The following is a 23,099-nucleotide window of genomic DNA, read 5'->3' as shown; positions in this document are numbered from 1 at the left end:
GTAAGTAAAAAAATTACCCTGCAATGCTAGGGGAAATTGAGGTGAAGGGTATGGAAGAGAGCAAACATCCTTGTTATAATGCGGATGCTCATCATAAATATGCGCGGATGCATTTGCCAGTGGCACCCCAGTGCAATATCAGCTGTAATTATTGCAATCGTAAATTTGACTGTGTAAACGAAAGCCGGCCAGGAGTAACGAGCGAAGTGCTGACACCAGAGCTTGCCAGCCAAAAATTTTCCTGGGTCAAAGAAAATATTGAAAATTTAAGTGTAGTAGGGATTGCCGGTCCTGGAGACGCTTTGGCAAATTGGGATGTTACAAAAAAATCCATTGAATTAATTCAGGCTAAAGGCGAGGATATCATATTTTGCTTGTCAACCAATGGTTTAATGCTGCCTCACTATGCAGCAGAACTTGTAGAAATGGGTATAAAGCATATCACCGTTACAGTGAATTGTCTTGATCCTAACATTGGGGCGCGGCTTTATAAAGTTGTGAATTATGAGGGCAAAAGCTATACCGGAGTAGCTGGCGCTGAATTGATGATTCAAAATCAATTGAAAGGCATTGCCTATCTGGTGGAACATGGCGTACTGGTTAAAATTAATATTGTTATGGTAAAAGGAATCAATGATCATCATATTCCGGAAGTCGTAAAGAAGATGAAAGAATTAGGAGTTTTTATTACGAATATCATGCCGTTGATTCCTGCTCCCGGAAGTGCATTTGAGAAATTTCCGCAAACTAGTATGAAAGAAATTAATGAAATGAGAGATCTTTGTCAGCTTGAAATGCAGCAGATGAGACATTGTAAGCAATGCCGGGCGGATGCCGTTGGACTCTTAGGCAATGACAGGTCAAATGAATTTCGTATGACCAAGCCAGAACCAGAAAAATCCGTTTTGCCGGCTAAGCAGATTGGTAAAGAGTATAGGATTGCGGTTACCTCTAAGCATGGCAAATTAGTAGATCAACATTTTGGGCATGCGACAGAATTTTTAATTTACCAAATAAATGATGAATCCTTTACCCTTGTGGAAAGACGCAAAGTTGAGCAGTACTGCTCTGGTGTTTCGGAATGTGATTCAGATTTGCAAGAGGGACGAAAGAGCGCAGCAATTCAAGCGATCGAGGATTGTGATGCCGTTTTGACCATGCGTATTGGATATCATGGGCAACAAAGATTATTAGAGCATGGCATTGTGAGCGTGGAGTATTGTTATACCGTGGAAGAGGGATTAGCCTATGCAGTAGAACAGTTAACGATGAAAAAAGCGATTTGAAAGGAAGGGTCTAATCATGATGAATAAACCAAAGTTTCATATTTTCGTTTGTACCAGTTCAAGAGCAAATGGTCAACAGAAAGGTTACTGCCATACGAAGGGCGGCGTGGAATTGGTAGCAAAATTCATGGAGGAAATTGAGGAACGGGATTTAGGCGGTGAGGTATTTGTGAATAATACAGGCTGTTTTGGTATCTGCGAGCAAGGACCTGTGGTTGTCATATATCCTGGTGGTACCTGGTATAAGGGGGTTACTCCTGATGATGTAGAAACTATTATGGAAGAGCATATTGAAGGCGGCAATATAGTGGAGCGTTTAGCACTTTAATAGAATATAGGATTTTAGGTGTATGGGAAAGGGGGAGGGGTTGCTGTGTATCCAGAAATTGCAGTCTGTATAAATGATGATGGTGTAACCAGCTCTTTAGATGAGGCGAATGCCATTGTCATTTATCAAAAAGTACAAGGAGCTTGGACAGTTATTAGAGAACAAAAATTCTCATTAGACAAGGAAGCTGGATTGGTTGGCTTGCGTCGGCAGATGGCTGAGATCATTTTGTTTTTAGACCAATGTAAGATTTTTGTAAGCTGCGCTGTCGTTGGTGTACCTTACTTTGAATTGGAAAAAATTCAATGCAGTATTTGGGAATTTGAAGGAAAGCAAAAACCGTTGTCTTTTCTGGATTATGTGTTAAAGCAAGAAGAAGACAAGGAAGAGGAGGAGCAATCCCAGAGCAATAATGTAATTCCTTTACCCATAGAAAGAGAAAAGGGCGATTATTATATATCCATTAAAGAGATTCAGGAAAATACTGGTGGGATTAGTTCCAAACAAGTGCTGTTACCATTCTTGCGTCAAGGGAAATTCTATCGTCTAGAAGTCCTTTGTAATCACATTCCTCCTTGGCTGGAGGCAGAGTTGAAAGGCGGCAATTTAGTTGGTGAAGTAGAAAAGACAGCACCTGCTGAAACTCACGTTTATATTAGTAAAAGAGTCTGTGAAAAATGATTTGGGTAGATCAAACGTTACAAGAAGGTCTGCGGGTAGGAATGGACAAAGGACAGATAAATCCCTTGCTAGAGCTTTTGCAAAAGCTTCCAGTAGATGTGATTGATTGTAAAGTAGTTGATTGGGAAAAACATGGTCTGCCAAAGTTGAATATGTCTCAGCAAAAACATATACGCGGGAAAATTAATGGTACTTTAACGGAAGTCGCATTGGCTGATAAGTTAGGGTTTAAAAATGTTATCATTGCTTGCGCTCCACATTTGGGGCAAGGCCTGACGAGTACAGTTTGTACAGCCCTTTTTACTGCCCAGCAGTTAGGTATGAATATTGGCTTTTGTATAGACAATGCTTCCCGGTTTTCAATAGAAGAACTTTGTTTTCTCTGGCGGGATATTCCCATTTATGGAATCGATTCATTTATATATGGGGATAAAGAGAGCCTTTTGGAACCGGTAGCAGCTTCAAGAATTTTGGCTTCATTATTGATTAAAATACCTGTTTGTTTAGAATTTCATGGACATAATGCCTATGGCTTGGCTACCGGTAATGCATTAGCTGCCTTACAAGCTGGTGTGAAACGAATTGCAGCAGCAGTAGCTGGTGTTGGTTTGCAGGGGCATGCTGCTGTAGAAGAACTTATCATGGCACAAAAACGGTTACTAGGGGAAACAAGTAAAGAAACGGGGCATTTAGCGTTGATTTGTTCCCAAATATTGTTTGCTATGGGGCTAACCCTGCCGAAAACAAAAGCGATTATTGGGCAGGATATTTTTGCTCATGAGTCAGGGATTCATGTAGATGGAGTGATCAAAAATCCTCAGATGTATGAAGCTTTTTCTCCCGAAGAAGTCGGGTTGACCAGACAACTGGTAATTGGCAAACATTCAGGAAATGCATCTATCCAAGCTAAGTTTCGGCAGTGGAATATTTGCATGTCTGACGCTCACGCTCAAATTTTATTAAAACAAGTTCGCAGCTTAGCAGTGAGGCAAAAAATGCAAGTCGATGATCATGCATTATGGGAGTTATATCAAGCTATACAGGTAAAACAGGAAGGATAGATCATTATGCAGGATGCAAGGACAATTGAGATTGTGGATACTACCCTAAGAGATGGAGAACAGTCCCCAAGCATTGTTTTTTCTGCTCAGGATAAATTAAATATTGCTACGGCACTAGATAAGGCCGGAGTAACCTGGATTGAAGCAGGGGTTCCCGTAATGGGAGAAGAAGAGCAAGAAGCGATGAAAATGATTTTGTCTGCTGGGCTGCAAGCTAAGGTGATTGCTTGGAATCGTGCTCTTAAAAATGATATTCTGTCTTCAGTATCTTGTGGCTTTTCCCATCTGCATATTTCAGTTCCTGTCTCTGATTTGCATATTGAACAAAAATTAAAAAAAAGCAGGGAATGGGTACTGGAGAATTTAAAGCAGTCCATATTGTTGGCACAAAGCTTTGGCTGCACGGTTTCTGTAGGAGCAGAAGATGCTTCACGAGGGGATCGGGAGTATTTCCTGGAAGTTGCAAATATAGCGGCAGAATTGGGAGCAGTTCGCATTCGTTATGCGGATACGGTAGGCTGCCTAAATCCATTAGCGGTGCATTCTATCTTTCAGGAATTGATTCCTCGCTGTCCATTGCCGGTAGAAGTTCATATGCACAATGATTTTGGTTTAGCCAATGCCAATACCTTGGTAGCGCTTGCTGCCGGGGCTGAACTGGCAAGTACAACGATTGGGGGAATTGGCGAGCGGGCGGGAAATGCAGCATTAGAGGAAGTGGTGACTGCGTGGCAGGTCGTATATGGTATGAAATGCCATGTTAACAGAAATGATTTTCTCCATTTAAGCCATTTGGTGATGCAGGCTGGCAACAAGGATGTGTTTGACTATAAGCCAATTATCGGCAATGCTTTTACTGTCGATAATACAAATAAAATAGCTTAGTGTGATTAACAAAAACTCCAAGACGACTTGCGATATGCAAGGAGTCTTGGAGCTTTTTCTAATCGTCTGGAAAGTAAAAGTTTTGTAGGTGGAAAAATATAAAAGTTATGAACCACAAAGGCGCAATGCCGCTGCCCGCGGCACACTAAGGAGAGCACAAAGAATTAAAACCCTTTGCGTCTTTGTGGTTCATAACGGCTATGTTTTAAAGGATGCGTAGCTTTTTATTATGCAGGAATTTGTGAATTTGGTATGGAAGTAGGGAAGGGCTATTTTGTAGAAAAATAAGATAAAAAAAGTAATGGGAGTAATGATATGAAAAAGAATGATGTGTTATGTGCTTCTCATGAAATACAGCGGTGCGGCTGGGTAACATCTGATGCTCTATATCAGAAATATCATGACACTGAATGGGGAGTACCTCAATATAATGATGATAAGTTGTTTGAATTTCTGCTCTTAGAAGGTTTGCAGGCAGGGTTAAGTTGGATTACCATATTAAAAAGGCGTGAAGCCTATCGTGAAGTGCTGGATGGATTTTCCCCAGCTAAAATTGCTGTTTATGATGAGGAAAAAATGTTACAATTGATGTCTGACCCAAGATTGATTCGCAATTCTCTAAAGATGGCAGCTCTTGTTAAAAATGCCAGAGCATTTTTGCAAGTACAACAGGAAATGGGTAGTTTTTCAACGTATATATGGCAATTTATTGGCGGTGCGCCCAGACAAAACAGCTGGTCTTCTCTGGATGAGGTTCCCACAGAGACGTTAGAATCAAAGGAAATGAGCAGGGCCTTGAAGAAAAAGGGCTTTTCTTTTGTAGGGCCGACGATTTGTTATGCCTATATGCAGGCAATTGGTATGGTCAATGACCATATAACACATTGTTATCGTCACAAAGAGTTGTTGAAGGAGTAACAAAGCAAGGAGTAAATGAATGGACGTATTAAATATTTTTGAAGTGATTGGAACCATTGCTTTTGCTGCGGCAGGAGCTTTAGTTGGGATACACAAACGATTGGATTTATTTGGCGTGTTTATGTTAGCATTAACTACGGCAGTTGGCGGAGGGATTGTGCGGGATGTTTTAATTGGGATTAATCCTCCTACAGCCTTTGTCTATCCCTTCTTTACCATTATCAGTTTGATTACAGCTATTATTGTAAGTATAAATTATCAGTGGATTAATAAATTCAATAATGTTATTTTGATCTGTGATGCAGTAGGGCTGGGTGCCTTTACGGCAGCTGGTGCAAATATGTCATTTTTATATGAGTATCATCGGTTGTTTATCACTGTTATGATGGCCGTACTAAGCGGTGTAGGCGGCGGTGTGATTCGAGACGTATTTGTGCGGGATATTCCGTTTATTTTTCAAAAAGAAGTATATGCAGTAGCCTCTATTGCAGGAGCGATATGTTTTTTTTATTCGAAGCCGTTTTTATTAGGAAATGGTCCGATGTATCTATGTTTTTTTGTTACAGTAAGCATCCGAATGGTTTGTATGAAATATGATATTAATTTTCCGGTGCCTGCTGCAAAAGGGCAAGAAAAGTATGAGAGTAAGGGAGAGTAAGGATGGAAACTAAAAAAATTAGAGATTTTCAGTCTGGTGATCTAATTCAGAGCTTTTTTCTTGTGAAGGCTGCTGAATACAAGACAACCAGTACTAATAAAAGTTATCTGGATCTAACATTAGTGGATCCCACGGGTGAAATTAATGCCAAGCTCTGGGATTATAGCACAGAAACAGAACCGAAATACACTATAAATATGTTAGTCAGAATACGGGGAAGCATTTCCGAATGGCAGAACAGGCTGCAGCTTAAAATTGATAAAATCAGGACGGCTACACAAGAAGATGCGTTAGATATTGGTGATTTCGTGCCCGTTGCTCCCTATAGCCCAGAAGTGATGTATGGGGAAATTGAAAAATATATAGGTATGATTGAGAATGCTGATATTGCCAAAATTGTCAGTACTTTAGTTGCTGCTCATAAAGAGAAGCTGCTATTATATCCGGCAGCAAAACAAAATCATCATGCTGTTCGTTCTGGTCTTTTATATCATATAACCACTATGTTGAAAATGGGTGAAAAGGTAAGTGAGGTGTACGTAAGTCTGAATCGGGACTTACTATTTGCAGGCATCATTCTTCATGATATTGCAAAAATAGCGGAGATGAATGCCAGTGAATTAGGGATTGTCTCTGAATACACGGTAGAGGGAGAACTCTTAGGGCATATCATCCAAGGAATAAAAATGATTGATCAGACTGCTGTAGAGGTGGGAGCCGATCCGGAAGCCTCCCTGCTTTTGCAGCATATGGTCTTGTCCCATCATTATGAGCCAGAGTTTGGCAGTCCTAAACGACCAATGATACCCGAGGCTGAAATACTGCATTATCTGGATATCATGGATGCGAGAATGTATGATATGGGGCGAGCTTTAGAAAAGGTAGAAGACGGACATTTCTCTGATAAAGTTTGGCTGCTGAATAATCGAAAACTATATAAATCTTCAGTTAAAAGCAGTAGAGAGTATAAAGAACCAGATACTCTTTTCTAACCAAGTTAGCGATGAGCCGATGTTTGACAACAATGGTAAAAAAGTGAAGGAAAGTAATCATATGAATGCAGAGCTATGTTTCACTCAGGGAGCTGAGCTGGCACATAAAGGAGATGCGTTGCAGGCATTAGAGCTTTTTCATCAAGCAATCTCTTTAAGACCAGATTATGCTGAAGCTTATAATGGTATAGGTGCATTATTAATCAATATGAATAATCTAGATGAAGCAGAATTCTATCTTCAGCGTGCTTTAGAATTAAAAGCGGATTATCCTGAAGCTTTATTTAATTTAGGAACGCTATTTTCTAGAACAAGTCTTCTGGAGGAAGCCGAAATTTGCCTTCGCGAAACGATAAGCTGCGAACCTGGTTTTCCAGAAGCACATTTTCGCCTTGGAATGGTGCTCAAGCAGATGGAGCGCTTAGATGAGGCTGAACATCATCTTGAATTGGCTATTAGACTGCGATCTGGCTTTATAGAAGCTGAATTTGCATTAGGAGTCTTATATTTACTTCAGGGACAGTATGAGAAGGGCTGGAGAGGGTATGAACTGCGTCGCAAAATCTTTAGTGCCTGTGATTCTGGATACAATTGGAAGTTGGAGGATTTAATCGGACAAAAAATAGTATTGTTTCATGAACAAGGGTTCGGTGATACGATTCATTTTGTAAGATATGCTCAAGAAATTGAAAAAGTGGCTTCTGAGGTAGTTTTGTTCCTGCCCAAACAGCTAGAACGGTTAATGTCTGCTTCTTTCAAAAATAGTACAATTCAGACTGACGAAAAGATGGTGGGGGAGTATACATTTTCCTGTCCATTACCAAGTTTGCCATTTATGTTTCATACTACACTACATACCATTCCTAGCCCCATTCCATATATAAAAGCAGATTCTAACCTGATAAACAAGTGGAGTGAGATGCTGAAAAAGGTAATAAAGGATCAGTCTTTTACCATTGGTGTTGTTTGGGCCGGTAATCCAAATCATAAAAATGATAAAAATCGATCCATTCCTTTTCATGTGTTCAAACAGCTTTTCTCTCTCCAGGAGGTAAATTGGGTAAGTTTGCAGATGGATGAAAAAGCTGCTGATCTACAAACAGTTTCGCATCAAGTAATTGATTTTCATGAGAATATCAGTGACTTTGCCGAAACAGCAGGCCTGATTGAAAATCTGGATCTGATAATAACGGTAGACACGGCAGTTGCGCATTTAGCAGGAGCTATGGGGAAAGAAACATGGCTGCTTTTGCCTATTGACCCTGATTGGCGCTGGCAGGTAAAAGGACAAGAGAGTCTTTGGTATCCAACGATACGAATTTTTCGTCAAATTCATAGAGGTGATTGGCAGGACGTTTTAGTGCGGGTAAAAACAAATCTGGAAGTTAAACTTAAAAAATAATAACAATTTAACAAAATCAAAGACAATTAAAAGAATTCAAAGGAAATTCAAAGATAATTCTCCGATATACAAAGCAGGTCGATGTATATAAAGGAGGTAGTTATCATGTCTATGACGATTAGCGGAAATAGCCAAAGCAGTCAGTCTAGTACCCAAAGTAGTGTAAGTGATCTACAAAAGCAGATTCAAAGCCTTACCAGGCAAATTCAAGAATTGCAAGAGGACGATGCAGCCGAAAACGCAAAGCAGATTCAGCTGCTTCAACAGCAAATGCAGCAAATCCAGCTCCAGATCCAACAAGTGCAGCAAAAATCCCAATCGAAAAGTTCAAATAGTGAGCAAGCTGCTTCAAGCAATGTAACTGTTGGTCCTGCATACAACCTGAGCCTTACACAGGAAAGTAAGGAAGCGAATCTTAGTTCCTCAAATGTAACAGCGGAAAAAGATGATACTGAGAATACAATTGAATCATAAGTTCATTTCAGGGAGTCATTTAACATTTCGATTTATAAAAAAATCAGGAAACGGCATAAATCGCCGCTTCCTGATTTTTTTATAAATTGTGCAATGTGATATCAACAACAATGAACCGCGAAGGGGATGTTCTTAGATTGCGTAAATTTGTCATTGCGAGCACATAGCGAAGCAATCTCTTGGCAGGCAGGGGATTGCTTCGTTACGCTCGCAATGACAATATAAATAGGTCCCTTTGCGTCTTCGCGGTTCAAACGTTTTTATTTTTAATGAAGTATTGTTTTATTTATAAACTTAATTTGGTTTTAATTCTTTCAATTGCTTCAATGGTGGCTTCTTTGTTGCCAAAGGCTGTCAATCTGAAGTAACCTTCTCCAGATGGACCAAAGCCAGTACCAGGAGTACCTACAATATGTACTTCATGGAGCAGCTTGTCGAAGAAAGACCAAGAATCCAGTCCTTTTGGTACTTTCAGCCAAATGTAAGGTGCATTTACGCCACCGAAGGTTTGTATGCCAATACTTTCTAGACCTTCCTTAATGATTCTTGCATTATCCATATAATATTTTACGATACTCTTGATTTCAGCTTGACCTTCAGGAGTATAAGTCGCTTCCGCACCTTTTTGGATAATATAAGGAGTACCGTTGAATTTAGTCGTTTGTCTGCGGTTCCATAATTTATTTAAGGCGTGTTTCTCGCCATTAGCAGTTAGAGCCAGAACGGTTTTAGGTACAACGGTATAGGCACATCTAGTACCAGTAAAACCGGCTGTTTTGGAGAAAGATCGAAACTCAATAGCGACTTCTTTGGCACCTTCAATTTCATAGATGCTGTGAGGAAGCTCTGGATCTTGGATATATGCTTCATAAGCAGAATCAAATAAGATAATGGAGTTGTTTGCTCTTGCATAATCAACCCATTTTTTCAATTCTTTTTTAGAAAGTGTGGTGCCTGTAGGATTATTAGGAACACATAAGTAAATAAGGTCTACTTTTTCTGTAGGTAACTCTGGAACAAAATTATTTTCTGCATTGCAGATTAAATAGGTGACATTTTCAAAGATGCCATTAGAAAAATCACCTGTTCTACCTGCCATTACGTTGGTATCCAGATATACAGGATATACAGGATCAGTAATCGCAACTTTGTTATGTACACCAAAAATCTCTTGAATATTACCTACATCGCTTTTGGAACCGTCACTGACGAAGACTTCATCTTCTTCAAGTTCGATACCTCTAGAACGATAATCAGTTTCAATGATCTTTTTGATGAGGAAGTTATAACCTTGTTCTGGTCCATAGCCTCTAAATGTTTCGGCGTGTGCCATTTCATCCACGGCTTTGTGTAAGCCTTCAATGACAGCAGGGGTTAAAGGCTGTGTAACATCACCAATTCCCAATCGAATGATATTTGCTTCTGGAAATTCTGTTTTAAAAGTTGTAACTCTCTTTGCGATTTCTGCAAACAAATAACTGCCAGGGAGTTTCAAATAGTTTTCGTTAATTAAAGCCATTAATATAAGCTCCTTCCATAATTATGATACATTTTAACTAAAGAATTTGTTAGTTTGATATAGTATTTACATACTTATGATTTCTATTGATTCAGTAGTTACATATCGTATAGCCTTATTATACTATATATGACTATTTTCCTGCATATATTATGGGAGGATATTTTTAAAAAAACTTAAAAATTATTATTTGCAGCTTCGGTTACACCACTATATACATTCTATTTTATCCAAAACATCAGTTTTCATTACGTAAGTCTTGCAGACCTTGCCTTTATATTATGATGGGGACTAGTATCGGTACTAATATAGGTGCTACCATAATTGTAATAATACCGGCAACAATCATCGTTAAGCTTGCGATAGCCCCTTCAATAGAGCCTATTTCATATGCCTGTGCTGTTCCCGCTCCATGTGCCCCCATTCCCAGAAGCATGCCTTTACTAACTTGATGATGAATGGGAAGCCATTTTAGAATAAAAGGACCTGCAAAGATCCCTACAATACCTGTTACGATGACAAAACTAGCTGTCATGGCAGGAAGGCCACCAATGGTTTGAGAAATATTCATTGCAATGGGAGTGGTAATGGAGCGTGGCGCCAAGCTATCAAGAAGTTGCGGCGTCAAGTGAAACAATTTACCATACATAACGGAAGATACGATTGCGATGATCGAACCTCCGAGAACACCAAGGGCAATTTCTAATGCATATTTCTTTAATAACGCTCGATATTTATACAAGGGAACTGCAAAAGCGACGATTGCCGGCTGCAGCATATTCGTAATCCATTGTGTACCTGCAGAATAGGTTTCTAAAGAAACATGAAATGATAATAGCAAACTGATTAATATAAAAGGGCAGATGACTAATGGTGATAAAAAAACGGATTGCTTTTTTCTATATAAAATTTTTGCTCCTGCATAGCTAAGAATTGTAATAATAAAGCTAAATCCTGCTAACATATTATCGTCCCTTTCCTATCTTATTCAAAAATTCGGCAAGTAATCCTGTAGAAATCATCACCGTTACGGTGCTGAGGAAAATAACGAATCCAAAACTTGCTCCATTGGTTATGATTAACTGTTTATACTGAACCACTCCGACAGCTGATGGAATAAAAAATAGAATTAATTCTGCAATGAGAAGGTTGGCACCTGTCTCGACCCATTCTAAAGAAATGATCTTTGCTTCTAATAAAAGAAAAATAAATAAGATTCCTAATATACTGCCAGGAAAATGCAAATCAAATACCTGCGTTATTTTATTACTCAATAGGGCAATTCCCAGTAATCCACCAATTTGAGCAATACATTTTAAAATGTACATTTTATTCGCCTCCATGTTATATAAGTAGTATATAGCATTACTAACCATGCGTAAAATTCATAATAACAATTAAAATTATTGGTTTTGACTATGATTGTTAATCTACTCAAACATAAGAAGCTGTCAATGCACAGAGCAAAAATAAAATCCTCCTTTGTGTCTTCGCGTTTCAACTGCTTTGCTTTACCTATCGGTCATTTAAATTTTATACGATAAAAAAGGAGGCTGCCCTCACCATAAGTTTTTTAAACCTATGGTGAGGGCAGCCTCCTTCTTCCTTATATTATCTGCCGCGGGCTTGTTCTCTGAGACGTGCTACACGCTCAGCGGTAGCTGGATGAGTGCTAAATAAGTTCGTCATCCATTGTCCCGTCCCGCTTAATGGGTTAATGATGAATAAATGAGAGGTAGATGGTGTGGAAGCAGGCAGCACTTTATGTTTGGCATAATAGTCAATTTTCTCTAAAGCGCTTGCTAATGCTAATGGATTGTTTGAAATGGCACCACCAATTTCGTCGGCCATATATTCTCTTGAGCGAGAAATTCCTAATTGGATAAGAGTTGCAGCAATTGGAGCTAATACGATAGTAAAGAGTGTGCCTAGAAGACCGCCATTATCGTCTTCATTGCTGCGCCCCATACCGAAGATAGCTGACCATTGAGCCATGTGGGCGATCCAGGTAATAACGCCTGCGATTGAAGCAACAACGGTACTAATGAGTGTATCGCGATTTTTAATATGAGCTAATTCATGAGCGATAACACCTGACAATTCGTCATACGATAGAGTTTTCATAATCCCGGTAGTAACTGCGACAACACCATATTGAGGGCTGCGTCCTGTAGCAAAGGCGTTAGGGACATCGGAATCAATTACGTAGACTCTAGGCATCGGCAAGTTTGCCCTATGGGCAAGATTGGCTACCAGCTTGAAGAGGTCAGGACCTTGCTCAGATGTAATTTCCCGGGCACTATACATACGCAGAACCAGTTTATCACTAAACCAATAACTTCCTAAATTCATAGCCAAGGAGACTATCAGCATGATACCTACTCCGGATCTGCCGCCAAATAGACCACCAATTGCCATTAATAGACCTGTTAGGGCTGCTAACAATAAGGTTGTTTTTAGATTGTTCATTATAAAAAAGCCTCCTTTTGATTTGTTCTTTGAGTAAAAATCAAGATATAGTAAACAGACCTTGCCCACATACTGTTAGATATGAGGCAAGGTCTTGCTTGCAATTATGATTGCCAGTATAGCCGGGATGAATCCGTGTTGACGGCAGATACTGTACAGCTACTCCCCTTGCAGGGTATTTATATCTTTGTTTGCCTATATAATAACATGAGGTTATATAATTGTCAATAATTATTCTTTTTTAAGAAAAGAAAGCTTGTATTTCCAGAATTACTTTTCAAAGTGAATGGTTAGGTTAATAATTTCTGGCGAATTGCCAATACGGACAGGGGGACCCCATGTACCGAAGCCGCAAGAAACGATTACCTGTAAACTTTCTTTTTGCAGATATCCCCAGTCTAATTCGTAGAGTCTTTTTGTGATCAGGCTATTTGGAAATAATTGCCCCAAGTGAGTGTGCCCGGATAGCTGTAAATCAACTCCTTGATCGACTGCATCTTGTAAATCTTTGGGTTGATGATCAAGAAGGATAATCGGCAGCCTATGATCAATGCCTTCCATGACAGTTTTCAGGTCTTGCCTCAAGGCCCCTGTATAACGCATTTTTGCAAGATCATCCCGGCCTACCACATAGAAACTATTATCAATTAGGGTCCATTGATCCCGCAGTATATGGATATTGCCTTGCTCTAGATATTCAATAGCAAGATCTGTTTGCTGATCGAAATATTCGTGATTTCCTAATACCGCATAGGTACCTAGTTTAGGGCGAAGTTTACGAAATGTCTCGATCATATTCTGATTTGGCAGAACATTGATATCATTATCAATAATATCCCCAGGAATCAGTACAATATCAGGCTCTAGTTGATTAATTCGATTGACTAATCGTTTTAAACGACGATTGTCAACAATCTGTCCCAAATGAATGTCAGAGACCATGACGACTTGTAAGGTTTCTAAAGAACTTGTTCCTGCTGTTTTGGGTATTGTGATCTCATAGTTGATAGTCACTGGATGACGAGCGTTCCACGTACCATAAGCAATCAGACAGGTTGTGACCAGAAAAACCGTGGCTGCCACCCGCAAAGAATGTTGTTTTAAGGTTAGCGGTAAAAAGGGATTGTATGCATCGATGAAACGCAGAATATCAATAAAAAGAGTAAATAAAAATAAATAATAGATCATGCCGAGCCAAAAAGAACCAGTCAAAAGAAGGGTATCACCAAGGGTTGAAGGAGAGAGTTTTTGAATGAAACTGCCCAGAGGGTAACTCAATGCAAAAAGACCGAAAATAAAGAGATAGCTTAGGGAGAAAATAAGAGGTGATTTTCTTCGTAAGGATTGCCAGCCTCGTATCCCAATATAAAAATTTATGGCACTATAGAGTAGTAGTACAATGATGATCATGATAATGTATGCGCTCCTTCATATAGTCAACGTTGCTATATATGCTTCAAATCAATGTGATACATGGCAGTCGTCACCGGATAATAGATAAGTCTATTTATTTATTTTCGTGACCGGTTGAGGATTTCCTGCCATAGATAGGATACGGAGACCGTTTTATCCGATATAGTTATGTTTTCGTTATATCTACTCTTTCTCTGTGTCCTCTGCGCCTCTGTGGTTCGATCCTGTTTATGTCTTCGTGGTTTTAAAGGTTTTGTTTTTTTAAGGATGTGCAGCGTTTTTCTTATTATACTTCTTATTATGCAGGATTTAGTGAGAAGGGAATCGAAATTGATAATTTTATATATAATTGTAATACGCTAATAGCAGATTGAAAGTTAGGTAAAAAAAGGGAGAAGTAGAATGGATAATCAACAGATTTGTGGACCTCTTGGGCCAGTTGATGAAGACTTGATCATAAAGACATGTCAGGAGTTAGTGCAAATTCCCAGCTATACAGGGCAAGAACAAGAAATTGCGGACCTGTTGGTAGAGAAGATGCTTGCTTTGGGGTATGACTCGGCTTGGATAGATGGCGTGGGCAATGTAATCGGTGAGATTCGCGGACATCATCCGGGTCCTAAAGTGTTGTTTGATAGTCATATCGATACGATACCTGTGAGTGGTACTGAAATATGGATTCATGATCCTTTTGAGGGATTGGTTGAGAATGGACGTATTTATGGCCGTGGGGTTGTGAGCATGAAGGGAGCTTTGTCCGCAATGATATGCGGCTTGGCACCTTTGATCCAATATAAAGATGAGCTATCTGGATCTGTATTTGTATCCGGTACAGTTGGCAAGGAACAGTTTGAAGGATTGGCCTTTCGTCAAGTGATCCAAGTAATAAAGCCAGACTATGTGATTGTTGGAGAAGCTTCTGATTTGGAGATTTGCTATGGTCAGCGGGGGCGCGCTCAAGTGATCGTGGTGACGAGAGGAAAAGCCGCTCATTCTGCTGTTCCCTTAGCAGGGAAGAACGCCAGTGATATGATGTTAAGTTTAGTACCAGAAATTAAGAAGCAAACAACCTTTTCAATGAGTTCCTTAGGGCAGGGGAGTCTAGAACTAGTAAGTATCGCCTCAGCGCCCTGTCCGGGGAGTTCTACAGTGCCCCATACATGTTGGGCTACATTTGACCGGTATATGGTCCAGGATGAATTAGAAACAGATATCTTGCAGCCAATTCATAAAGCGATTGCTGTATTGCAGCACCAGGATGCTGATTTTACCGCGGAGGTAGGGATTGCTGAGTCTGGTCTTGAATGCTATACAGGACAATATTTGTCGGGAAAACGGTTTTTCCCTGGGTGGATACTATCCCCTGAACATGAATTGGTAAGTGGTGTCCAACAAGCTTTAGGCAAAGCTGGCTTTACCCCTGCACTTTCCACTTATACTATTTCCACGAATGCTAGTTACTCTGCTGCGATAGCCAACGTTCCTACTATCGGTTTTGGTCCTGGCTGTGAGAAGGATATGCATATTGCAGATGAGAATCTAAGAGTAAATCAATTAACAGCTGCAGCGGCGGGCTATCAGGCGATTGCTTGTCAATTTTTGCTTACAAAGGAACAAGAAAGTAGTGAAAGGTGGCGATGACTATTTTGGAAAGCAATAAAGAGGGATGGGAATATCTAAGAGAGATACCTGTTTTTGCAAAGCTGCCGGAAAAGCAACTGGAGATTATTCATAATCATACAATTGAGAGGCGCTTTCGCAAAGGCATGATTATTTTTCTGGAAGGTGATGCGGGTGAAGGATTTCATTATGTAAAAAGCGGCAAAGTAAAGGTTCTTAGAACTTCTGATGATGGGCGGGAACATATTATTAAGATTTTAGGGGCAGGAGAAATTTTCGCTGAGGTGCTGATGTTTAATAACCGGCCTTATCCGGCGACTGCTGTGGCAGTAGAGCCTTCTTGTATTGGTATGATACGTAATATAGACTTAGAGCAGCTGGTACTTACGAATAATGAGCTGGCATTGCAGTTAATAAAAGCGCTAAGTCAGCGATTAATCTATGCACAGCAGAAGATTAAAAACTTGGCTTTGAATGATGTAATGTCACGTACCGTAGAAGTCTTATTGCGCTTAAGCCAGGAACAGGGTGATATCAAAGACAATGGCGTAATTGAACTCGCTCTTGATTTATCGAGGCAAGACTTAGCAAATCTAGTAGGGACAACAAGGGAAACGGTAACAAGGACGTTAAGTTCTCTCAAAAAAGATAAATTTATCGATTTTGACGGTCAGAAAATAAGAATTCTGGATGTGGAATATTTAAGACGTTTAATTTCCTGAGTATACGAAAAGTCAAAACAAAAGACGCTAAAGAGATCGTTTTAAAAAAACTTTTGAAACGCGAAGACGCAAAGAGTATGAAGAAAACAAAAGAAAGGGTAATTAATATTTTCTTCGTTTTATCTTTGTGTCTTCGCGTTTCAGTGCTTTTTTTTAGCCCCAAGTATACTTTCTGATTCATAAAAAAATCCTGGATGAATTTCATCCAGGATTTTTTATTTAGCCAAGAATGGCTTTTAGATCTTCATCAGGAGTGGTAATGAGCTGTAAACCGAAGGACTCATTTAATACTTTGAATACATTTGGTGAGATGAAAGCCGGTGGTGTAGGACCAATGCGAATGTTTTTAACTCCTAAGTGCAGCAGAGTTAAGAGAATCGCTACTGCTTTTTGCTCATACCAGGATAGAACAAAGGAAAGTGGCAGGTCATTTACGCCGCAGTTAAAGGCTTTAGCCAAGGCTACTGCTACTTGAATACCTGAGAATGCATTGTTGCATTGTCCTAGATCCAAGAGGCGAGGAATGCCGTCGATATCACCAAAGTCCAAATTGTTAAAGCGGTATTTACCACACGCTACAGTTAAGATTACACAATCTTTAGGAACTTTTTGTGCAATTTCAGTATAATAGTTACGACCAGGTTTTGCACCGTCACAACCGCCAATTAAGAAGAAACGTTTGATTTTACCGGCTTTAACCGCTTCGACCACTTTATCAGCCAGGCTAAGGATAACACTATGATGGAAACCTGTAGCAATTGTATAGTCGCCAGCTGTTTCAGGCAAAGCTGGTAAGGATTTTGCGTGAGCAATAATTTCGGAGAAATCACGGTCAAGGATTTGTTTGCCGCCTTGTAGACCTGTAATATTACGCATATAAATGCGATCTCCATAAGAACATTTGTCAGTAAGCGGCATTACGCAATTTGTTGTAACCAAAATAGCACCAGAGAAATTTTCGAATTCTGTGCGCTGATTTTGCCATGCAGTGCCGAAATTTCCAATTAAGTGTTTGTATTTTCTAAGTTCAGGATAGGAATGGGCAGGAAGCATTTCTCCATGCGTATAAACGTTAACGCCTGTACCTTCTGTTTGTTTTAATAATTCTTCAAGATCTAAAAGATCATGACCTGTGATCACAATGCCAGGGCCGGCTTTAGTGCCTGTAAATACCTGTGCAGGGGCTGGTGAGCCGAAACGGGTAACATGGGCATTATCTAGTACTTCCATGATTCTAAGGTTCATTTCACCGCATTTTAATACCATTTCAATATGGCGTTCTAAGCTAAAGTTAACATTCGTGAGAGTAAAGAATAAAGCGTCATGCATAAAAGCGTCGACTTGCTCATCTCTAGCACCCAGTTCTCTAGCATGGTGGGCATATGCAGAAATTCCTTTTAGACCAAAAACAAGTGTATCTTGCAGACTGGCAATATCCTCATTTTTACCGCAGACACCTACCTTGGTACAGCCTGTACCTCCAGCGGTTTGCTCGCATTGACGACAAAACATGCTCATGAATCATATCCCCCTTACCATTTTTTATTACATATTCATTATAATGGTATTGAGAAAGAATAAATGTGATGTATGTCACAATTTGCAAGCCACTTGCTAAAAAGAATCAATATAGTTTTAGAAGAATCAAGTTACCACAAGAGTAATCTCGTCACTATTTTTTACAAGGGTAGTATATTCTGTCGGTTGATTATTTAAAAGAATCTTGACAATACTGCCAGGAGGAATCGTTTTCGGATTGAAATTGGCAGCCAGCAGCACATCGCTAATCATGGGATGTTCTTGTTCGGTAGAAGAAAAATGAATGACACTTTTATTAGGGGCAATATCTGTGATTTGAGAGACTTTATCATTCATGATGATCGTATAGCGACGAAGGGGGATACAGCACTTAACTTTATTGAATAATACGGTGATGGAATGTTCCTCATCGTTATTGAGCCCTAATAGTTCACCCAGAGTTGGTTCGCAAAGGGGCGAAATCATGATCTGGTCGTTGGCACTTACGGGATTGGCAGCTGTGGCGGCATTTCCGTTTATGGTGTATTTGCGCCAAATACTATATTCTCGTTCACTGCCATTGATAATATAGTGGTAAGGCGGGACATCCATAGGGTTTCCAGTTGTGCCCAGAACTTCTTCCAGGGTACTCGGTACACGGTAATGTACTTGATCTCTATCAGCCAGTACTGCATCTGGTTGGGCTAATTCATCATTAATCGTAATAATTGGAGATATTTCGTAAGGTTCTTCATTGATAAAAATAAGATAGGAGGGAAGAATATCAAAAATATCGGAAAGGCAAAGAGAGGGCATGGTGCCACTTGTGCCTTTGGTTACTTTGATTACATCATCTTCCTGCAGCAGTTCAGAAAGGGTCGCTTTATGACCATTTAGTTCAATGAGACTAGGAGTGCCATGGGTGCCGGGAAAGAAGTTGGTTTGGGAGTTAATAGCAATGGTGATGCCAAGCCCTGGTTTGCCATGGAGACTCCGCGTGTCAATACCTGCAGCCAATAGAGCATCTGCGACGGTTAAGTGGCCCAGATTAAAGAGATGCAGGGGTTGTTCGTTTAAGGTAACATTCATAAAATTAAGTGTACGGCTGGCAGAAAGTTTTAAAATCCCAAGAGGGGTGACTGCATCAGGGGTACAAAGGTCAGCGGGAATTTGGCTGATGCCTTCGATTATATCAGGACGGCGAACCGCTACTCGCGGTGCTGGCATGTCAAGGGATTGGGCTAATGCTTCGGAAATCATCGGGGTGAGGGAACCACCACCAACTAAGAGAACCGCCTGAGGGGCCGTAGCATTGAGGGATATGATCTGGGTTGCAATTAATTGTGCCAATTCAGCTACATGGGGTTCAATGTTTTTAATAATCTCACTTACGGCTATTTCCTGGGGAAGACCTAATACATCGGTGAGGGTAATGGTAGCGGATTCATTGCCCGTAAGCTGGCGTTTGACCGTCTCTGCCACATTGAAGTCCAAAAGATATTGCTGGGAAATAGCCTCCGTAATTTTATCACCGGCGCAGGGAACCATACCATAGGCAATAATCGAACCATCTTTTGTGATGGCCACATCCGATGTACCTGCTCCGATATCAACCAGCACGAGATTCAAATGGCGCATGGTTTGAGGAATTAAGACGTTAATTGCTGCGATAGGCTCTAAGGTGAGAGTGGCTATTTCTAAATTCACAGAGGTGATAGCTGACTGCAAAGAATCGATAACTTGTCTGGGCAGAAAGGTTGCAATTAGTTCAACCGTAGCTTTTTTACCTCGCTGCCCCACTAAGGTCTTTAACGGCGTCTTATCCAGGATGAAGCTAACGACACTATATCCTACACAATAATAAGAAGTGGGGTCGGATATGGTATTGGATGTAGCTAATTTATGCTGAGCCGATTGGATTGCTGCCAGTTCTAGAGCGTGTTCATCACTGGATGTGAGCACACCCCTATCTGACATTTCAATCTCAGCCCTGGATTGAATGGTGCATAAAGCTCGGCCAGCTGCGGCTACTGAGACTTTCTTCAAGGGACCGCAAGAAGTCTCTAATGCATTTTTTACTTCTGCAATAATCGCTGCTACTTCTGGAACATCATGAATTTGTCCATCCATCATCGCTCGGGTACGATGCTCTTGGCGATGAGAGGCAATGATCTGAATGCTATTATCTACTTTTTCCCCCACTAGGCCGACTACACTGCGTGTTCCAATATCTAATGCAAAGAGTAGATTTTTTTCCATTAATGTGCTCCTTTTATATATGGTTTTATTTGTACCAGAATATGAATTCCTGGTTTGTATAAAAATAGGAAGGATCAAGAGTTTCATCTTTCCGGAGATTAGGGACGAGACAGATAAAATATCTCTATAAAAAGTATTACTTTCGCGTTTTTCTGCGGATTTCCTTTTTGCAAGAAATAATTGCTTTAGTAAAGTACCAAGGTAGGTATAAACACGGCTGGGTCGATGCTGTACTTAAGGCATAGCAGGAAAAAAAATATGTATTTATAACGCATTTTTTGATAAAATGTAACATAAGTATAAATATTTATATGGTGGGGCAATAGCCTGCTTAGATTGAGAGGAGTTTATCTGTGTCTCAAATACACATTGTAGTCGATAGCATTGGGCAAGTGCCTGATGAAATGCTTGCTGGGCATCCTAATTTACATGTAGTAGCCCTCAAGGTACGGGTTGGTGACCAGGAATGGCGGGAAAATGAGATTTCTACAAAAGAGTTGTTTCAAATTTCTCAAGAGACGAAACAACATCCTAAAACATCACAGCCGGCACCAGGTGATTTTATAGAAGTTTGTCAGCCTCTTATAAAAGCAGGTAAAGAAATAATTATTATCAGTGTATCAGGGGGATTAAGCGGTACTGCAGAAGGTGCCAGGTCGGTTGCAAAGATGATCGGCGGGGGAAACATTCATGTAATTGATTCAGGTACTGCGTCAGTTGGTATGGTGCAGATGGCTAAGACCGCACTGAAAATGGCTTTGGTCAATTGTTCTGCTAGAGATATTGTTGAAAGATTAGAAACCATCGTAAAAGCGACGCATACGTTCTTGATTCCAGATACCTTAGAGTATTTATATAAAGGGGGACGGATTGGCGGTGCTTCTGCTTTATTTGGCAGTATCCTGCAAATAAGACCCTTACTGTATTTAGTGGACGGCAGAGTTGCTGTTATGGATAAGGTTCGTACCAAACAGCGAGTCGTGAATCGCATGTTGGATGAGCTGAAAAAGTATCAGAATTTAGAATATATTGGTGTAGGTCACATTGATGTTCCGGAAGAAGGGGAAGCGTTGAGAAAACGAATACAAGAGATGTATCCAGAAACTCTTATATTACCTGCAAAGATTGGCTCCGTATTAGGCGCTCATTTGGGACCAGGCTTGTTAGGCTTAGTTTTCCAGGAAAAAATCTAAATCGCGATATTTCTATGTAGGAGGATTTTATAATGCAGGGGAAGACTGAATGGCTTACAGGTAATGATTTTCGTCGTATGATACTTGGAGCATATCAAACGTTTATGCGAGAGCATGAACATATTAATAGTTTAAATGTTTTTCCAGTGCCTGATGGCGACACTGGCACGAATATGTTATTAACATTAAGAGCAGTGGCCCAGGCTGTAAAAGAGGCTCCCGAGGTTGGCATCGGTCCTTTGAGCAAGCGGGCATCAGATAGTGCGATTATGGGTGCGCGAGGAAATTCCGGGGTAATTTTATCCCAGATTTTTCGTGGTATTGCTAGAGGATTAGCTGGTAAGGATCAAGCGACATCATCTGAAGTTGGTAAAGCTTTTCAATATGGTGTATTGTATGCGTATCGTGCTGTGTCAAAACCTGTAGAGGGGACTATTCTTACCGTGGCTAAAGGAATTGCCAAGGGGGCTCACCGAGCGGTGAGGGATGGTTTAGATTTTATGGATGTTTTATCGGAAGCTATTAAAGCTGGTGAAGTAGAATTAGAAAAAACTCCAGACCTGTTACCAATACTAAAATCTGCCGGAGTTGTAGATGCGGGCGGCAAAGGGCTTATCGTATTTTTATCCGGTTGCTTAGAAGGTCTGAGTGGAGAGTCTTCAGGTCCTGAAGCTAATTTTGACAGTAATTTGCGAGTTGCTTCTCTTGAATATACAGGAGTCGATATTACACATCCCTACTGTACTGAATTTTTAGTGAAACACTGCAGCATCAATACAGCTGAGGTAAGAAAACATCTGCTCCCTATGGGAGATTCTTTGGTCGTAGCAGCGGGCAGCGATGTCATGAAGGTGCATATTCACACAGCTCGTCCAGGAGTGGTGCTAGAGTCGGCGATGTCCTGGGGAACGCTGCATGACATAAAAATTGATAACATGGCTGACCAGCATCAGCAGCGTCATGAATTTTTGGATGAAGTGCCAGGGCATAGCCAAGTGGCTATCATTAGTGTAGCTGCGGGCCAAGGATTGGCTGATATCATGAAACAGATGGGAGCTGCAACTGTTATTATGGGCGGACAGACTATGAATCCGCCTGTAGAAGATTTTATTGGTGCAGTGCATCGGGGGAATAGCGAAAAATATATTATTCTGCCTAACAATAAAAATATTCTTTTAGCAGTAGGTCAAGCACAAAAACTATTGGGTAATCGAGTGGAAATTGTACCCACTACCAATGTGCCCCAAGGTTTGGCGGCATTAGTGGCTTTTAATGTCAATCTTTCCTTACAAGATAACATAGTTCGCATGACAGCACGGAGTAAAGAAGTAAAGGCGGCAGCGGTTACAAGGGCGGTTCGTGATAGTGTCGTAAACGGCCATACGGTAGCGGCTGGAAAATACATTGGCGTGCAGGATAACAAAGTGATTGTTGATGCGGATGATGTAGGTGCTGCACTACGCAGTATGGTAGAATTTTTATTAGATGATGAGGATGAGGTAGTTAGCTTGTATTATGGTGCCAGCCTGACAAAAGGGGAGGCACAGGTATTGGCAGATGATCTGGCAGTCCACTTGCCTGCTGTCCAGATTGAATTATATTTAGGTGGCCAGCCGCATTATGATTTCATTATTAGTATTGAATAAGGAATTTAAGTTGGCAAACCTTCTTAGATATACTCTAGGAAGGTTTGTTTTAAAA

Annotated in this window: 21 protein-coding genes; 14 read left to right on the top strand and 7 right to left on the bottom strand. The window is 40.4% G+C overall.

The window, feature by feature from the left end:
- The first annotated feature begins 50 nt into the window (after positions 1–50).
- From nifB to FR7_RS22090, 10 genes are all read left to right on the top strand, one after another.
- Positions 51–1,286: a nitrogenase cofactor biosynthesis protein NifB gene (gene nifB, locus FR7_RS22135; RefSeq protein WP_007950884.1), complete on the top strand. Its 1,236-nt coding sequence runs from the start codon at positions 51–53 to the stop codon at positions 1,284–1,286.
- Between the two features lie 16 nt (positions 1,287–1,302).
- Positions 1,303–1,614 carry a 2Fe-2S ferredoxin gene (locus tag FR7_RS22130; protein WP_007933883.1) on the top strand — a complete coding sequence of 104 codons (312 nt, stop codon included), beginning with the start codon at positions 1,303–1,305 and terminating at the stop codon, positions 1,612–1,614.
- Positions 1,615–1,659: 45 nt separating this feature from the next.
- Entirely contained in the window at positions 1,660–2,295 is a 636-nt protein-coding gene (locus tag FR7_RS22125; protein ID WP_007933881.1) for a Fe-only nitrogenase accessory AnfO family protein, read from the top strand.
- Positions 2,292–3,356 carry a homocitrate synthase/isopropylmalate synthase family protein gene (locus tag FR7_RS22120; RefSeq protein WP_007933879.1) on the top strand — a complete coding sequence of 355 codons (1,065 nt, stop codon included), beginning with the start codon at positions 2,292–2,294 and terminating at the stop codon, positions 3,354–3,356. The genes FR7_RS22125 and FR7_RS22120 overlap by 4 nt, the downstream gene beginning before the upstream one ends.
- 6 nt (positions 3,357–3,362) lie before the next feature.
- The gene (locus tag FR7_RS22115) at positions 3,363–4,241 is read left to right on the top strand and encodes a beta/alpha barrel domain-containing protein (protein ID WP_007933877.1); all 879 of its coding nucleotides are present in this window, start codon (positions 3,363–3,365) and stop codon (positions 4,239–4,241) included.
- A 315-nt stretch (positions 4,242–4,556) separates the two neighbouring features.
- Complete coding sequence (locus FR7_RS22110) at positions 4,557–5,159, top strand: DNA-3-methyladenine glycosylase I (RefSeq protein ID WP_007933875.1); 603 nt, start codon at positions 4,557–4,559, stop codon at positions 5,157–5,159.
- 19 nt (positions 5,160–5,178) lie between these two features.
- Positions 5,179–5,817, top strand: coding sequence for a trimeric intracellular cation channel family protein (locus tag FR7_RS22105; protein ID WP_007933870.1), 639 nt, complete (start codon positions 5,179–5,181; stop codon positions 5,815–5,817).
- 2 nt (positions 5,818–5,819) lie between these two features.
- Positions 5,820–6,809: a 3'-5' exoribonuclease YhaM family protein gene (locus FR7_RS22100; RefSeq protein WP_007933868.1), complete on the top strand. Its 990-nt coding sequence runs from the start codon at positions 5,820–5,822 to the stop codon at positions 6,807–6,809.
- A gap of 43 nt (positions 6,810–6,852) precedes the next feature.
- Positions 6,853–8,211, top strand: a complete 1,359-nt coding sequence (locus tag FR7_RS22095) for a tetratricopeptide repeat protein (protein WP_237769570.1) — start codon at positions 6,853–6,855, stop codon at positions 8,209–8,211.
- Positions 8,212–8,316: 105 nt separating this feature from the next.
- Complete coding sequence (locus tag FR7_RS22090; protein ID WP_007933864.1) at positions 8,317–8,685, top strand: FlxA-like family protein; 369 nt, start codon at positions 8,317–8,319, stop codon at positions 8,683–8,685.
- Positions 8,686–8,971: 286 nt separating this feature from the next.
- Here the strand turns inward: FR7_RS22090 and FR7_RS22085 are convergent, their stop codons facing one another.
- The 5 genes from FR7_RS22085 to FR7_RS22065 all read right to left on the bottom strand — a co-directional run bounded on the left by FR7_RS22085 (position 8,972) and on the right by FR7_RS22065 (position 14,083).
- Positions 8,972–10,204, bottom strand: coding sequence for an LL-diaminopimelate aminotransferase (locus tag FR7_RS22085; protein WP_007933849.1), 1,233 nt, complete (start codon positions 10,202–10,204; stop codon positions 8,972–8,974).
- A 274-nt stretch (positions 10,205–10,478) separates the two neighbouring features.
- Entirely contained in the window at positions 10,479–11,168 is a 690-nt protein-coding gene (locus FR7_RS22080) for an LrgB family protein (RefSeq protein ID WP_007950881.1), read from the bottom strand.
- A gap of 1 nt (position 11,169) precedes the next feature.
- Entirely contained in the window at positions 11,170–11,532 is a 363-nt protein-coding gene (locus tag FR7_RS22075) for a CidA/LrgA family protein (RefSeq protein ID WP_007933846.1), read from the bottom strand.
- 283 nt (positions 11,533–11,815) lie between these two features.
- Complete coding sequence (locus FR7_RS22070; protein WP_007933843.1) at positions 11,816–12,673, bottom strand: zinc metalloprotease HtpX; 858 nt, start codon at positions 12,671–12,673, stop codon at positions 11,816–11,818.
- A gap of 270 nt (positions 12,674–12,943) precedes the next feature.
- Complete coding sequence (locus tag FR7_RS22065; RefSeq protein WP_007933842.1) at positions 12,944–14,083, bottom strand: metallophosphoesterase; 1,140 nt, start codon at positions 14,081–14,083, stop codon at positions 12,944–12,946.
- Between the two features lie 405 nt (positions 14,084–14,488).
- On the opposite strand from FR7_RS22065, the gene FR7_RS22060 reads away from it, so the two are divergent.
- Both FR7_RS22060 and FR7_RS22055 read left to right on the top strand, forming a co-directional pair.
- Positions 14,489–15,727 (top strand): YgeY family selenium metabolism-linked hydrolase, encoded by a 1,239-nt coding sequence (locus tag FR7_RS22060; protein WP_007933841.1) that lies wholly within the window; start codon positions 14,489–14,491, stop codon positions 15,725–15,727.
- Entirely contained in the window at positions 15,724–16,428 is a 705-nt protein-coding gene (locus FR7_RS22055) for a Crp/Fnr family transcriptional regulator (protein ID WP_007933840.1), read from the top strand. The genes FR7_RS22060 and FR7_RS22055 overlap by 4 nt, the downstream gene beginning before the upstream one ends.
- 219 nt (positions 16,429–16,647) lie before the next feature.
- Here the strand turns inward: FR7_RS22055 and hcp are convergent, their stop codons facing one another.
- A complete protein-coding gene (gene hcp, locus FR7_RS22050) occupies positions 16,648–17,946 on the bottom strand; it encodes a hydroxylamine reductase (protein WP_007933837.1) in 1,299 nt (432 codons plus the stop codon).
- 126 nt (positions 17,947–18,072) lie between these two features.
- Positions 18,073–20,205, bottom strand: a complete 2,133-nt coding sequence (locus FR7_RS22045; protein ID WP_007933836.1) for a cell division protein FtsA — start codon at positions 20,203–20,205, stop codon at positions 18,073–18,075.
- A 353-nt stretch (positions 20,206–20,558) separates the two neighbouring features.
- On the opposite strand from FR7_RS22045, the gene FR7_RS22040 reads away from it, so the two are divergent.
- A complete protein-coding gene (locus FR7_RS22040) occupies positions 20,559–21,398 on the top strand; it encodes a DegV family protein (RefSeq protein ID WP_007933835.1) in 840 nt (279 codons plus the stop codon).
- 32 nt (positions 21,399–21,430) lie between these two features.
- Positions 21,431–23,044: a DAK2 domain-containing protein gene (locus tag FR7_RS22035; protein ID WP_007933834.1), complete on the top strand. Its 1,614-nt coding sequence runs from the start codon at positions 21,431–21,433 to the stop codon at positions 23,042–23,044.
- Positions 23,045–23,099: the final 55 nt, after the last annotated feature.

Origin of the sequence: Pelosinus fermentans DSM 17108, from assembly GCF_000271485.2 — a bacterium.
Taxonomy (GTDB): domain Bacteria; phylum Bacillota; class Negativicutes; order DSM-13327; family DSM-13327; genus Pelosinus; species Pelosinus fermentans.
This window is presented reverse-complemented; position numbering and strand designations above follow the sequence as displayed.

Bases quoted from the DNA above. Each gene is read 5' to 3' on its own strand.
- nifB (WP_007950884.1), top strand. From the start codon at position 51: ATGGAAGAGAGCAAACATCCTTGTTATAATGCGGATGCTCATCATAAA.
- FR7_RS22130 (WP_007933883.1), top strand. From the start codon at position 1,303: ATGATGAATAAACCAAAGTTTCATATTTTCGTTTGTACCAGTTCAAGA.
- FR7_RS22120 (WP_007933879.1), top strand. From the start codon at position 2,292: ATGATTTGGGTAGATCAAACGTTACAAGAAGGTCTGCGGGTAGGAATG.
- FR7_RS22115 (WP_007933877.1), top strand. From the start codon at position 3,363: ATGCAGGATGCAAGGACAATTGAGATTGTGGATACTACCCTAAGAGAT.
- FR7_RS22110 (WP_007933875.1), top strand. From the start codon at position 4,557: ATGAAAAAGAATGATGTGTTATGTGCTTCTCATGAAATACAGCGGTGC.
- FR7_RS22105 (WP_007933870.1), top strand. From the start codon at position 5,179: ATGGACGTATTAAATATTTTTGAAGTGATTGGAACCATTGCTTTTGCT.
- FR7_RS22100 (WP_007933868.1), top strand. From the start codon at position 5,820: ATGGAAACTAAAAAAATTAGAGATTTTCAGTCTGGTGATCTAATTCAG.
- FR7_RS22090 (WP_007933864.1), top strand. From the start codon at position 8,317: ATGTCTATGACGATTAGCGGAAATAGCCAAAGCAGTCAGTCTAGTACC.
- FR7_RS22085 (WP_007933849.1), bottom strand. From the start codon at position 10,204: ATGGCTTTAATTAACGAAAACTATTTGAAACTCCCTGGCAGTTATTTG.
- FR7_RS22080 (WP_007950881.1), bottom strand. From the start codon at position 11,168: ATGTTAGCAGGATTTAGCTTTATTATTACAATTCTTAGCTATGCAGGA.
- FR7_RS22075 (WP_007933846.1), bottom strand. From the start codon at position 11,532: ATGTACATTTTAAAATGTATTGCTCAAATTGGTGGATTACTGGGAATT.
- FR7_RS22070 (WP_007933843.1), bottom strand. From the start codon at position 12,673: ATGAACAATCTAAAAACAACCTTATTGTTAGCAGCCCTAACAGGTCTA.
- FR7_RS22065 (WP_007933842.1), bottom strand. From the start codon at position 14,083: ATGATCATCATTGTACTACTACTCTATAGTGCCATAAATTTTTATATT.
- FR7_RS22060 (WP_007933841.1), top strand. From the start codon at position 14,489: ATGGATAATCAACAGATTTGTGGACCTCTTGGGCCAGTTGATGAAGAC.
- FR7_RS22055 (WP_007933840.1), top strand. From the start codon at position 15,724: ATGACTATTTTGGAAAGCAATAAAGAGGGATGGGAATATCTAAGAGAG.
- hcp (WP_007933837.1), bottom strand. From the start codon at position 17,946: ATGAGCATGTTTTGTCGTCAATGCGAGCAAACCGCTGGAGGTACAGGC.
- FR7_RS22045 (WP_007933836.1), bottom strand. From the start codon at position 20,205: ATGGAAAAAAATCTACTCTTTGCATTAGATATTGGAACACGCAGTGTA.
- FR7_RS22035 (WP_007933834.1), top strand. From the start codon at position 21,431: ATGCAGGGGAAGACTGAATGGCTTACAGGTAATGATTTTCGTCGTATG.